The organism is Pseudomonas serbiensis (genome assembly GCF_030580745.1).
Classification (GTDB): Bacteria; Pseudomonadota; Gammaproteobacteria; order Pseudomonadales; family Pseudomonadaceae; genus Aquipseudomonas; species Aquipseudomonas serbiensis.
Genome location: NZ_JAUQOO010000002.1, coordinates 108368 through 120845 on the forward strand (window position 1 = coordinate 108368; position 12478 = coordinate 120845).

Sequence of the window (12478 nt, forward strand, 5' to 3'; positions counted from 1 at the left end):
AAGTTCGGCTCACAAGTGAAATACTTGAGTCCGATGTACGGATATTAGCAAACAGATGGCAAATCGCCCAATCACACTAACTATTTAAGTATTTCGACCTGCGGTAGTTGCATCGCCTGCACTTCGCTTTGCAAAAACTCACTTAACCGCCGCAACCGCTCTAAACCGGGCCTTGTCTTGGGCCAGACCAGATAATAGTTCTCGCCGCTGAACACGGCGGTACGCCAGGGCAAGCTCAAACGGCCCTGTGCGACGTCTTCGGCAACCATCAATAAATCACCCATCGACAGCCCGTAACCCCGGGCGGCCGCGATCATGCCCAGCTCAAGGGTATCGAAAACCTGACCGCCCCTGAGCGAAACCTTGTCGGCCAGCCCCATGCGGTTCAGCCAGGTGCGCCAGTCACGCCGATCCGGCGTCGGGTGCAGCAACTCGATACTCGCCAGCCGCTCGACATCCCACGGCGGATCCTGCAGGAAGGCCGGGGCGCCGACCGGGATCAACAACTCCGGGAACAGCAAAGTCGATTCCCAATCCGGCGGGAAATGCCCACGGCTCAACAGAACTGCACAATCAAAGGGCTCTTGCGAGAAATCCACAGCGTCTATATCCATCCAGGCACTGGTCAACTGGACTTCGTTACCCACCTGTAAATGACGAAAACGGCTGAGCCGCGCCAATAGCCAACGCATGGTCAGGGTCGAAGGAGCTTTCATGCGCAAGATGCCTTCTTCAGCCTGTAACGTACTGCATGCACGCTCAAGCGCCTGAAACCCGTCTCGCACGCCAGGCAACAGGGCACGGGCAGCTTCGGTGAGTTGCAGGTTGCGGCCATTACGCTGAAACAGGCGGCAGGAAAAGTGATCTTCAAGCGTACGAATATGGCGACTGACAGCGCTCTGCGTAATCGACAGTTCTTCTGCCGCGCGTGTGAACGAGGTATGCCGAGCGGCCGCTTCAAAAGCACGCAATGCATATAAAGGCGGAAGACTACGAAGCATGTAGATATTTCCAGAGCGGTAAGTCGCTACTGTACGATAAATGTACTCGCATGAGTTTTTCTCATGCTGATGATCGGATTTATCGCTTTGTGCTTGAGCGCTGGAATGCCGAGAATGTGCGCCTGATCAGTAGACGTGAAGTAGAGCCTCCCCATCATGCAACAGCCCGCCCTCAAAGAACTCTGGATCATCCTGCGCCTGGCCGGGCCGTTGATCGCGTCGCAGATGGCGCACATGCTGATGGTCTTCACCGATACCGTGATGATGGGCAAGATCGGCCCCGAAGCCTTGGCCGGTGGCGGTCTGGGCGCTGCCACTTACAGTTTTGTCTCGTTTTTCTGCGTGGGCGTGATGGCGGCAGTCGGCACGCTGGTGTCGATTCGTCACGGAGCAAACGATGCCGAGGGCGCAACACGGCTGACCCAGGCGGGCTTGTGGCTGGCATGGGGCATGGCGCTGGTGGCGGCGTTGCTGCTGTGGAACCTTGAACCGATCCTGCTCAAGCTCGGCCAGGATGAAGTCAACGTTCATATGGCCGCGCAATTCTTGACCACCTTGCCGCTGGCACTTCCCGGCCTGCTCAGCTTCATGGCCTTGCGTGGTTTCACCAGCGCCCTGGGACGTGCAGGCCCGGTCATGACCATCAGCCTGGCGGGTGCTGCTGCCAACTTCGCGCTCAATTACATGATGATCCACGGCTGGTTCGGCCTGCCCAACCTCGGCCTGATGGGGATCGGGCTGATCACCGCACTAGTGACCAACTGCATGGCACTCGCGCTGGCCCTGCATATCCGCCGCCACCCTGCTTATGCGGCCTATCCGATTCGCAAAGGGCTGTGGCAGTTGTCACGCAGCCACCTTAAAGAACTCTGGAACCTCGGCCTGCCGATTGGCGGAACCTATGCGGTGGAAGTCGGCTTGTTTACCTTTGCCGCGTTTTGCATGGGAGCCATGGGCAGCACCCAGATGGCTGCGCATCAGATCGCCGTTCAGACCGTGTCCATGGCGTTCATGATTCCGGTGGGGATTTCCTACGCCGTCACCATGCGCATCGGCCAGCATTACGGAGCAGGCAATATATTGATGGCCCGAACAGCCGGGCGGCTGGGTATATCGTTCGGCGGAGCAGTGATGCTGATGTTTGGCTTGCTGTTCTGGCTGGCGCCTCATCAAGTCATCGGTCTGTTTCTCGACCTCAATGATCCGGCGTTCACGGAAATTGTGATTCTGGCGGTAAAACTGTTGGCCATCGCGGCATGGTTCGAGCTGCTGGACGGCATGCAAACCATCGCCATGGGCGCCATTCGCGGGCTAAAGGATGCCAAGACCACCTTTCTTATCGGGCTGGTCTGCTACTGGCTGGTGGCAGCGCCCGCAGCATGGCTGCTGGCCTTTTCAACAGAGCTGGGCGCAGAAGGTGTCTGGTGGGGGCTGGCGTTGGGCCTGTTGTGTTCGGCCGTGGCGCTGACCTATGCGTTCGAGAAAAAGACCGCGCGGTTGATAAAAGTGGAGTCGAAGCGCGAGTCAGAAGGCAGCCTGGATGTCATCCACCCATGACTGACAGCCCTCACATCGCACGCGCGGATGAACTCGTTACCGGCCGATCCAGATAGTCACACAACTCAGCCATCGGTAACGGTCGGCTGATGAGGTAACCCTGAACCTGATTGCAACCAAAGCTGCGCAGCAGCGCCAGTTGCTCCTGGTTTTCCACGCCCTCGGCCACCACTTCCAGGTTCAGGTTATGAGCCAGGTTGATCATTGCGTGGACCAGCTTGCGGTTTTCCTCACGCGACTCCATTTCTCCGACAAAGCTTTTGTCGATTTTGAGCAGCTCAATCGGCAGGCTGTTTAGGTGCATGAAGGAAGAAAAGCCGGTGCCGAAGTCATCGAGAGAAAAACGCACGCCCAGGCAACGCAATGCATCCATTATCTGCCGGACCTGATCGCTGCTGCGCATGACCGCCGTTTCGGTCAGCTCGAATTCCAGCCAGTGCGCATCGATTTCATGCTCGGCAATCAGACGGCTGAGGGTCGCCAGAAGCTGGCTGTCCTGAAACTGCCGGAACGACAGGTTGATCGCCATGTGCAGCGGCGCAAAGCCACGCTCGCGCAAGGCCTGCATATCCCGCAGGGCACGGAAAATGACCCAATACCCCAACGGTACAATCATGCCGCTTTGTTCGGCCAAGGGGACGAACTCGCTGGGCAGCAGCAGGCCACGCTCGCTGTGGCGCCAGCGCACCAGTGCTTCAAGGCCGACAACAGCGCCGCTTTCCAGACACAGGCGTGGCTGATAATGCAGTTCAAGCTCATCATTGCGCAGGGCTTTGCGCAGTTCGGCCTCAAGGTCTGCAAGGCTGCGGGCGTTGCGGTTGATGCTTTCGTCGAAAAGATGAAACGTACAGCCTTGAAGGCTCTTGGCCTGGCGCATCGCGATATGGGCATGCCACATCAAGGGGTCAGCACCGGTCTCGACCCGAGAATGAGCGATCCCCAGGCTGCTGCCGATCAACAGGCTTTCACCGTCGATCCAGTAGGGTTCGGACAACGCATCGGTAATCCGCTCGGCCAGTTGTGCAGCACGTGTGGCTGTATGACGGGTGTCGATCAGCAGAGCGAACTCGTCGCCTCCCAGGCGAGCGATCTGATCCCCGGTATCGAGCTGGCTCTTGAGCCGCGCCACCACTTGCAGGATCAACCGGTCACCGGCCTGATGGCCCAGTGCATCGTTGGCACGGCGGAAGTTATCGAGGTCCAGATGCCCCAAGGCAAAACCGCTGCCTTCGGCCAGACGAGCGGTCAGTAACGCCTGAAAACCCTGTCGGTTGGCGATGCCGGTCAGCGGGTCCTGCCCGGCCAGGCGTTGCAGGGTGTCCTCCAGTACTGCGCGCTCACGCACATGACGCAGGCAGCGACGAAGGGTATCGGTCGTCAGGCTGTCACGGATCAGCCAGTCGCTGACACCTGCCGGCGCGACGAACGGTTCTTCGTCGAGCAGCAACACCATCGGCAATACGCAGCTTCCGGCAGGCGGTTGCAGTTCGGAAGTCGTCAACAGCAAGGCCGAGCGCGGTTTGTCGGGCTGGCTGTTGAATGCATTCCAGTCAGCGACCTGATACAGAATGACCTCATCGCCCAGCGGCGCCAGACAATTGCGCAGCAGCGCCAGCCATTCGGGTTCCCTGGCCAACAGTAACAACCGTAAGGGCTCGACAGGCACAGGCACGCTAACTCCCTAACTGCAAAGGAAAAACCGATAAGCATCCACTCAAACGAGTGCGACCGACTGGCGCATCTTCGCGCTTCGGCAAATGTAACAAAAACAAAAAATTTAGATAGCCGTCACTGCGGTGCAATGATGAACACTGCATAAATGTCTGGGCCTGTTAAAATGCCCGACCTTTTCGCAAACGACTCTCTATACCGCCATGTCCCGACTCAATCCCCGGCAACAGGAAGCCGTGAACTATGTCGGCGGCCCTCTTTTGGTGCTCGCCGGTGCTGGTTCCGGCAAGACCAGCGTGATCACACGCAAGATCGCCCATCTGATCCAGAACTGCGGCATTCGTGCGCAGTACATCGTGGCCATGACCTTCACCAACAAGGCCGCACGGGAGATGAAAGAGCGGGTCGGCACACTGCTGCGAGGTGGCGAAGGTCGCGGCCTGACAGTATCGACGTTCCACAATCTGGGCCTGAACATCATCCGCAAGGAGCATGTGCGGCTGGGCTACAAGCCAGGTTTCTCGATCTTCGACGAAACCGACGTCAAGGCCCTGATGACCGACATCATGCAGAAAGAGTATTCGGGCGACGACGGCGTCGACGAGATCAAGAACATGATCGGCGCCTGGAAGAACGACCTGATCCTGCCGCCCGAAGCGCTGGCCAACGCCCGCAACCCCAAGGAACAGACCGCCGCCATCGTCTACACCCACTATCAGCGCACGCTCAAGGCGTACAACGCGGTGGATTTCGACGACCTGATCCTGCTGCCGGTCAAGCTGTTCCAGGAACACGCCGACATTCTGGAAAAGTGGCAGAACAAGGTCCGCTACCTGCTGGTGGATGAGTACCAGGACACCAACGCCAGCCAGTATCTGCTGGTCAAACTGCTGATCGGCACCCGCCACCAGTTCACGGTGGTGGGCGACGATGACCAGTCGATCTATGCATGGCGCGGTGCGCGGCCGGAAAACCTGATGCTGCTCAAGGAAGACTATCCGTCGCTGAAAGTCGTGATGCTGGAGCAGAACTACCGTTCCACCAGCCGCATCCTGCGCTGCGCCAACGTGCTGATTTCCAACAACCCTCACGCCTTCGAGAAGCAGCTCTGGAGTGAAATGGGTCACGGCGACGAGATCCGCGTGATCCGCTGCCGCAACGAAGACGCCGAAGCCGAGCGGGTGGCGATGGAAATCCTCACCCTGCACCTGCGCACCGACCGGCCCTACAGCGATTTCGCCATCCTCTATCGCGGTAACTATCAGGCCAAGCTGATCGAGCTGAAATTGCAGCACCATCAGATTCCCTATCGACTGTCGGGCGGCAACAGCTTCTTTGGCCGCCAGGAAGTGAAGGACCTGATGGCCTACTTCCGCCTGTTGGTGAACCCGGACGACGACAACGCCTTTCTGCGCGTCATCAACGTCCCGCGCCGGGAAATTGGTTCCACGACCCTGGAAAAACTCGGCAACTACGCTACCGAGCGCAAGGTTTCGATGTACGCCGCCACCGAGGAAATCGGCCTGGGCGAACATCTGGACAGCCGTTACACCGACCGCCTGCAACGCTTCAAGCGCTGGATGGACGGCGTGCGCCAGCAATGTGCGCAGAACGACCCTATCGCGGCGCTGCGCAGCATGGTCATGGATATCGATTACGAGAACTGGATTCGTCAGAACAGCTCCAGCGACAAGGCCGCCGATTACCGCATGGGTAACGTCTGGTTCCTGATCGAAGCGCTCAAGAACACCTTGGAAAAAGACGAAGATGGCGGCATGACCATCGAAGAGGCCATTGGCAAGCTGGTCCTGCGTGACATGCTCGAACGTCAGCAGGAAGAGGAAGACGGCGCCGAAGGCGTGCAGATGATGACCCTGCATGCTTCCAAGGGCCTGGAATTCCCTTACGTGTTCATCATGGGCATGGAAGAAGAAATCCTGCCGCACCGCTCCAGCATCGAGGCCGACACCATCGAGGAAGAGCGCCGTCTGGCCTACGTGGGCATTACCCGCGCCCGGCAGACGCTGGCGTTCACGTTTGCCGCCAAACGCAAGCAATACGGCGAGATCATAGACTGCGCGCCAAGCCGCTTCCTCGATGAGTTGCCGCCGGACGATCTGGCCTGGGAAGGCAACGACGACACGCCAACCGAAGTGAAAGCCGTGCGTGGCAATACAGCTCTGGCGGACATACGCGCCATGCTCAAGCGCTGAAACCTGAACAATAAACGATCAACCAATGCGCACTGGCGCACCCAAGGAACCGAAGTGGAAGCACTGCACAAGAAAATTCGCGAAGAAGGCATCGTACTTTCCGATCAGGTCTTGAAGGTCGATGCGTTTCTCAATCATCAGATCGACCCGGCACTGATGAAAGCCATCGGCGACGAGTTCGCCCGGCTGTTCGCGGATGCAGGCATCACCAAGATCGTCACCATCGAGGCCTCGGGCATTGCACCGGCAGTGATGGCCGGCCTGAATCTCGGCGTGCCAGTGATTTTCGCCCGCAAGCATCAGTCGCTGACCCTGACTGAAAACCTGCTGTCGGCCACTGTCTACTCCTTCACCAAACAGGTCGAAAGCACTGTCGCCATCTCGCCACGGCACCTGAACAGCAACGACAACGTGCTGATCATCGATGACTTCCTGGCCAACGGCAAAGCCTCCCAGGCACTGATCTCGATCATCAAGCAAGCAGGCGCCAAGGTGGCCGGGCTCGGCATCGTGATCGAAAAGTCCTTTCAGGGCGGTCGTGCCGAGCTGGATGCGCAGGGTTATCGCGTTGAATCCCTGGCACGGGTGGAGTCGCTGGCAGGTGGCGTGGTGACCTTCAAGTAGAACGGCGACGCTGCCTGTCTACGCTTGCATGGCGTGACAGCCATTTACGGCCATGGAGACACCGCAATGATCATTGGGGAAAGGCTGTATGTCGAAGGCATCTTCGACAGCCATACATGGACCATCAGCTATCTGGTGATGGACCTTGCCAGCAAGCAGTGCGCGCTGATCGACAGCGTGCTGGACTATGATCCGAAGTCCGGCCGTACCCGCACCGAGTCGGCCGATCGCCTGATCGAGCGGGTCAGGGCTTTGCAAGCATCGGTGCAATGGATACTGGAAACCCACGTCCATGCGGATCATGTTTCGGCCGCGCCGTACCTGAAACGGCAACTGGGCGGACAGATCGCCATCGGCAGCCATATCAAGGCCGTGCAGCAAGTCTTCGGCAAGCTGTTCAACGCACCGGAGGACTTCGCCCGCGACGGCACCCAGTTCGATGTACTGCTGGATGACAATGGCGCCTTTTCCATCGGCTCGCTCCAGGCTCAGGCACTGCATACGCCGGGTCATACACCCGCCTGCATGACCTATCTTGTGCAAGTTGGTGACGAAACTGTCGCGTTCGTCGGCGATACGCTGTTCATGCCCGATTACGGCACCGCGCGCTGCGACTTTCCGGGGGCCGACGCCCGAACCTTGTATCGCTCCATTCACCGAATCCTCAGCCTGGCGCCACAAACCCGGCTGTTCATGTGCCATGACTACCTGCCCAATGGCCGCGAACTGCAATACATGACGACCGTTGCCGAACAGCGCGCCAACAACATTCATGTACACGAAGGCATCGACGAAGACGCTTTCGTCACAATGCGCGAAGCACGGGATGCAACCCTGGAAATGCCGGTCCTGATGCTGCCGTCGGTGCAGATCAACATGCGCTGCGGCCACTTCCCCGAACCGGAAGCAAACGGCGTCAGCTACCTGAAAATCCCGCTTAACGTCCTTTGAAGTGCTGTACGCACCCGGAAAGCCTGATATGAGCCCGATATGCCCCATTCACCCTGGGCTGATCCATGGATGAGCACCAACTGCTGGGCGCGGGCCTGGGTATGATCATTGGCGCGGTGCTGGCGCTGACAGGTGCAGGCGGTGGCATTCTGGCAGTGCCGATGCTGGTTTTCGGGCTTGGGCTTTCCATGGTCGAAGCCGCGCCCATCGGCTTGCTTGCGGTGGGTATGGCAGCGGCAGTCGGTGCCATTCTTGGGTTGAAACAGGGTATTGTCCGCTATCGTGCCGCGCTTTATATCGCCGGTATCGGTGCGCTCATGTCACCATTGGGCCTGTGGCTCGCCCATCGTCTGCCCAATACACCGCTGGCACTGCTCTTTGCCGTTGTGATGCTGTACGCCTGCGGACGGATCTTTCTCAAGGCCACCCGCGAGCTGAAATACGGGCCACCGGCCTGTCGTCAGGAAGTCTTGCCTTGTGTGCTCAACCCGCTGCAAGGCCGGTTACGCTGGACAATGCCCTGCATTCGGGCTCTGACACTGACCGGGATGACTTCGGGATTGCTGTCGGGGTTGATCGGCGTCGGCGGTGGTTTTGTCATCATCCCGGCACTGACCCGCTATAGCGACCTGAACATGAAGAGCGTCGTCGCAACTTCATTGGCGGTCATCGCACTGGTTTCAACCGGCAGTGTGATTACCGCCTCCGTAGCTGGCGTAATGCACTGGCCCGTCGGCGCGCCTTTCGCGCTGGGGGCCATTATCGGCCTGATGGGCGGCAGACAGGTTTCCCGCTACCTCGCAGGCCCACGCTTGCAGCAGTTGTTCGCCATTGCCGGGTGGGCTGCCGCCGTCATGCTTATTTTCAGCACCCTGACTTGAGAGGGCGATTACGATGGTCATCGACTGGCTTCACTTCACACCCTGGTCATCGCTGGCCGGTGGTCTGTTGATCGGCCTGGCAGCCAGCCTGTTTGTGCTGGCCAACGGGCGCATTACCGGGATCAGCGGCCTGCTGAGCAGCCTTTTGCAGACGGGTGAAGGTCGTGCCGAGAAAGCCTTGTTCATTTTCGGCCTGTTGATAGCACCCCTGATCTGGGGGCTGTTTACCGTCTTGCCCGCCATGTCGTTTGAAACCTCATGGCCTGGCCTGATTGTGGCAGGCCTGCTGGTCGGTATCGGCACCCGATATGGCTCTGGCTGCACCAGCGGTCACGGCGTATGCGGTATCGCTCGCCTTTCTCCCCGCTCGATGGTGGCAACCGTGACCTTCATGCTGACGGGCTTTACCACGGTATTCATTCTTCGCCACCTGATCGGAGCCTGATCATGCGCAAACTCACGGCACTGATTGCTGGCCTTCTGTTTGGCACCGGCCTGTTGATGGCTGGTATGACTGACCCCGCCAAGGTATTGGGCTTTCTCGACATTGCCGGGCAATGGGACCCATCTCTTGCATTTGTGATGATCGGCGCTATCGCAGTGGCATTCCTGCCGTTTCGCTGGGCAGGCAAACACCGCCATTCACTGCTCGGAGCCCCCATGCAACTGCCAGCCAGCCGAACGCTGGACAAGCGGCTGATCGGTGGCAGCCTGTTGTTTGGCGTCGGATGGGGCATTGCCGGGTTGTGTCCTGGTCCTGCCGTCGCTCTGCTGCTGACTCTCCAGTGGCAACCACTGGTTTTCGTTATTTCGATGCTGGCAGGCATGTTGATTTTCCGGGCTCTGGAAACCCGTTCAAAACGCTGATCCGGCAGAGTTGTGCAGCCCGGCCAGCAGCAAACGCTGGTACAGCTCTTCTTTCAGACCTTGAGGCTCGTCAAGTTGCATGCGCTGCAAGTGCTCGATATAGGCCGAAGGCTCGGGCGCATCCAGTGTGGCTTTGCCCAGCTCCAGAATCTCGGTGAGCTTGAATTTGCTCTTGAGCCAGTTCAAGGCCCGCAGCAGATCACGCTCTCGTGCAGTGAAATCGCAGCCCAGCGGATATTCGATGAACAGCGCCGGATAGCGGGATGCAATGTCTTGCAGGCGCTCGGGGGTGTTCTGGGTAAAGCGCGGGTCGAGGTGAAAATCCTTCGGCAGCTTGCCGGCTTTTTGCGCCTGCTCGATCAGGCCGCTCTGAAAGCGTGAGTCACTGATGTTCAGCAGTCGCTCGATCACCGTCGCATCGGTCTGACCACGCAAGTCGGCAATGCCGTATTCGGTCACGACGATATCGCGCAAATGCCGGGGAATGGTCGCGTGGCCGTACTGCCAGACGATATTGGAGCTGATCTCGCCGCCCGACTCCCGCCAGCTTCGCAGGATCAGAATCGAGCGTGCGTCTTCCAGCGCATGAGCCTGGGAAACGAAGTTGTACTGGCCGCCGACGCCACTGAGCACACGCCCGTCTTCCAGTTGATCGGACACCGCCGCGCCCATCAGGGTCATGGTGAAGGCGCTGTTGATAAAGCGCGCATCACGACGTTGCAGGCGCTTGAGCTCTTCGTTGCCGTACAGCTCGTTGATGTAGCTGATGGCGGTCATGTTGAACTGCGCCAGTCGCTCGGCAGGTAACTCACGCAAGCGCTCATAAAAACTCAGCGGCCCGAGGAAAAACCCGCCATGCAGCACGACACCCTCCGGGTGAACGCTTTCATCGAGGGTTCCCAGATTGGCCAGCCGTTGCAACTCGACATCGGCATACACCTTGCGCCGCACAATACCCGCGTCGGCCAGAACCAGCAGGCCGTTGACGAACATCTCGCTGCATCCGTAAAGCCCGCTGGCAAAAGGCTGGACTCCACCTTCGCGGTCGATCAGGGTCTGCCAGTTGCTCATGTTCAGTTCCGCGAGCAACCCGCGATAGGTTTCGTTATTGGCTTGCCTGGCCAGCAGCGCGGCAGTCAGTGCATCGCCCATGGAACCGATGCCAATCTGCAAGGTGCCGCCATCGCGAACCAGCGTGCTGGCGTGCAGACCGATGAAGTGATCCTGAAAGCCCACCGGCATGTTGGGGGTCGAGAACAGGACGCTGCGCTCCTGCTCATCCAGCAACAGATCAAAAGCATCGACATCCAGTTCTGAGTCGCCGGGCATATAGGGAAGATCGGCATGGATCTGGCCCAGCATCAGAATCGTCTCGCCTGCGGCCCGTCGCTTGGCGACCATCGGCAGCAGATCGAGGGTCACGTCGGGATTACAGCTCAGGCTCAACTTGCCGGGCCGTTGCTCATCACGGGCGACCAGTTGCGCAATCAGGTTCAGGCCACTGGCATTGATGTCCCGCGCCGCATGGCTGTAATTGCTGCTGACGTAGTCTTGCTGGGCAGCTTCGCTATTGAGCAGGCTGCCCGGCTGCATGAAGAATTGCTGGATGCGAATGTTCGGCGGCAGATCGTCACGACGCAGCGCCGATAGAAACTCCAGCTCCGGGTAATCCCCGAAAACCCGCTCCAGGAAAGGCTCCAGAAAACGTCCCTGCAACCCCTCACCCGCCGTCGGCCGCCCCAGACTCAACGCGGTATAAATCGTCAGTTGCCGCTCGGGAAGCTGACTGATGCGCTCGTATAACGCATTGACGAACCGATTGGGCTTGCCCAACCCCAAAGGCATGCCCATATGAATATGCTCGGGCAACTGCGCGAGCACATGATCGACGGCTTGCTCAATGGAACAGGACTTGGGCATCCGAACTCTCCGGGGGTTGTGGCTGGATGGAGGTTGGACCGTCTTGAATGAACAGCGTTGCGGCCCGTAACGGGATTTCTTACACGCGATTGCCTACCCGATGCATCACGGGTGGGCAACGACCCTGGCCTGCAACTCGACCCCCATCGCACGCATCACTTTGAGGATGGTATCGAAACGAGGCTTGGCACCCGGTGCCAGTGCCTTGTAGAGGCTGGCACGCCCAAGACCGGAATCCTTGGCAATTTGCGCCATGCCACGGGCTTTCGCCACATGACCAACGGCACGCATCAGCTCATCGGTGTCGCCTTCGGCCAGCACCTGGGAAAGGTATTCGGTTATTGCTTCATCACTGTCCAGCAGCGATGCCATGTCAAAAGGCACGAGGATCTCGTTCATCATCAAACCTCCTTAGCCATTGTTTTAGCCCGCTTTATATCAGCAGGCTGGGTTGATTTATCGCCTCCCACCAAGAGGACAATGAGCGTCCTGTCGCGGGTCGTGAAATAGACACGGTAGCCAACGCCTACATCCACGCGCATCTCGGAAACACCTTCGCCCACTGACTTCACGTCACCCAGATTACCTGCGGATGCACGCTCGATGCGCCGGGCAATGGCGATTCTTGCGCACATATCACGCAAGGCGGCATGCCATGAAGCGAAAGTACTGGTTTGCTGAACACTATAAGTCATGACGCAAGTGTATCCAACTGGAGACAAAAGTATCACGAAAACTCTGTAAGAATTTCTACCGTTCAGCCTTTGGTTTTCTGTGGCCACAAAAAAACCGC

General features: G+C 58.7%; 12 protein-coding genes. 7 read left to right on the forward strand and 5 right to left on the reverse strand.

From position 1 onward, the window contains the following. Positions 1-80: 80 nt before the first annotated feature. Positions 81-1001 carry a LysR substrate-binding domain-containing protein gene (locus tag Q6A51_RS03455; protein WP_304574139.1) on the reverse strand — a complete coding sequence of 307 codons (921 nt, stop codon included), beginning with the start codon at positions 999-1001 and terminating at the stop codon, positions 81-83. Positions 1002-1157: 156 nt separating this feature from the next. On the opposite strand from Q6A51_RS03455, the gene Q6A51_RS03460 reads away from it, so the two are divergent. Then, complete coding sequence (locus tag Q6A51_RS03460; protein ID WP_201019454.1) at positions 1158-2558, forward strand: NorM family multidrug efflux MATE transporter; 1401 nt, start codon at positions 1158-1160, stop codon at positions 2556-2558. Between the two features lie 10 nt (positions 2559-2568). Here Q6A51_RS03460 and Q6A51_RS03465 read toward each other — a convergent pair whose 3' ends face one another. Next, positions 2569-4230: a putative bifunctional diguanylate cyclase/phosphodiesterase gene (locus Q6A51_RS03465; protein ID WP_304574140.1), complete on the reverse strand. Its 1662-nt coding sequence runs from the start codon at positions 4228-4230 to the stop codon at positions 2569-2571. Between the two features lie 202 nt (positions 4231-4432). On the opposite strand from Q6A51_RS03465, the gene rep reads away from it, so the two are divergent. From rep to Q6A51_RS03495, 6 genes are all read left to right on the forward strand, one after another. After that, positions 4433-6442, forward strand: a complete 2010-nt coding sequence (gene rep, locus Q6A51_RS03470; RefSeq protein ID WP_201001072.1) for a DNA helicase Rep — start codon at positions 4433-4435, stop codon at positions 6440-6442. A gap of 54 nt (positions 6443-6496) precedes the next feature. Further along, a complete protein-coding gene (locus tag Q6A51_RS03475) occupies positions 6497-7066 on the forward strand; it encodes a xanthine phosphoribosyltransferase (protein ID WP_117163780.1) in 570 nt (189 codons plus the stop codon). A 66-nt stretch (positions 7067-7132) separates the two neighbouring features. Beyond that, entirely contained in the window at positions 7133-8017 is an 885-nt protein-coding gene (locus Q6A51_RS03480) for an MBL fold metallo-hydrolase (RefSeq protein ID WP_201019456.1), read from the forward strand. 65 nt (positions 8018-8082) lie between these two features. Further along, on the forward strand, positions 8083-8898 hold the full coding sequence (locus tag Q6A51_RS03485; protein WP_304574141.1) for a sulfite exporter TauE/SafE family protein: 816 nt from the start codon (positions 8083-8085) through the stop codon (positions 8896-8898). 13 nt (positions 8899-8911) lie between these two features. After that, on the forward strand, positions 8912-9343 hold the full coding sequence (locus Q6A51_RS03490) for a YeeE/YedE family protein (protein ID WP_304574142.1): 432 nt from the start codon (positions 8912-8914) through the stop codon (positions 9341-9343). Between the two features lie 2 nt (positions 9344-9345). Further along, entirely contained in the window at positions 9346-9765 is a 420-nt protein-coding gene (locus Q6A51_RS03495; protein WP_304574143.1) for a DUF6691 family protein, read from the forward strand. Here Q6A51_RS03495 and Q6A51_RS03500 read toward each other — a convergent pair. The 3 genes from Q6A51_RS03500 to Q6A51_RS03510 all read right to left on the reverse strand — a co-directional run bounded on the left by Q6A51_RS03500 (position 9754) and on the right by Q6A51_RS03510 (position 12380). After that, complete coding sequence (locus Q6A51_RS03500; protein WP_304574144.1) at positions 9754-11685, reverse strand: acetyl-CoA hydrolase/transferase C-terminal domain-containing protein; 1932 nt, start codon at positions 11683-11685, stop codon at positions 9754-9756. The two genes, Q6A51_RS03495 and Q6A51_RS03500, sit on opposite strands and share 12 nt — an antisense overlap. 105 nt (positions 11686-11790) lie before the next feature. Further along, positions 11791-12084 carry an addiction module antidote protein gene (locus tag Q6A51_RS03505; RefSeq protein WP_304574145.1) on the reverse strand — a complete coding sequence of 98 codons (294 nt, stop codon included), beginning with the start codon at positions 12082-12084 and terminating at the stop codon, positions 11791-11793. 2 nt (positions 12085-12086) lie between these two features. Then, entirely contained in the window at positions 12087-12380 is a 294-nt protein-coding gene (locus Q6A51_RS03510) for a type II toxin-antitoxin system RelE/ParE family toxin (protein WP_304574146.1), read from the reverse strand. Between the last annotated feature and the right edge of the window lie 98 nt (positions 12381-12478).

Excerpts from the sequence above, each read along its gene's own strand:
- Q6A51_RS03455 (WP_304574139.1), bottom strand. The coding sequence starts at position 1,001 with ATGCTTCGTAGTCTTCCGCCTTTATATGCATTGCGTGCTTTTGAAGCG.
- Q6A51_RS03460 (WP_201019454.1), top strand. The coding sequence starts at position 1,158 with ATGCAACAGCCCGCCCTCAAAGAACTCTGGATCATCCTGCGCCTGGCC.
- rep (WP_201001072.1), top strand. The coding sequence starts at position 4,433 with ATGTCCCGACTCAATCCCCGGCAACAGGAAGCCGTGAACTATGTCGGC.
- Q6A51_RS03480 (WP_201019456.1), top strand. The coding sequence starts at position 7,133 with ATGATCATTGGGGAAAGGCTGTATGTCGAAGGCATCTTCGACAGCCAT.
- Q6A51_RS03485 (WP_304574141.1), top strand. The coding sequence starts at position 8,083 with ATGGATGAGCACCAACTGCTGGGCGCGGGCCTGGGTATGATCATTGGC.
- Q6A51_RS03490 (WP_304574142.1), top strand. The coding sequence starts at position 8,912 with ATGGTCATCGACTGGCTTCACTTCACACCCTGGTCATCGCTGGCCGGT.
- Q6A51_RS03495 (WP_304574143.1), top strand. The coding sequence starts at position 9,346 with ATGCGCAAACTCACGGCACTGATTGCTGGCCTTCTGTTTGGCACCGGC.
- Q6A51_RS03500 (WP_304574144.1), bottom strand. The coding sequence starts at position 11,685 with ATGCCCAAGTCCTGTTCCATTGAGCAAGCCGTCGATCATGTGCTCGCG.
- Q6A51_RS03505 (WP_304574145.1), bottom strand. The coding sequence starts at position 12,084 with ATGAACGAGATCCTCGTGCCTTTTGACATGGCATCGCTGCTGGACAGT.
- Q6A51_RS03510 (WP_304574146.1), bottom strand. The coding sequence starts at position 12,380 with ATGACTTATAGTGTTCAGCAAACCAGTACTTTCGCTTCATGGCATGCC.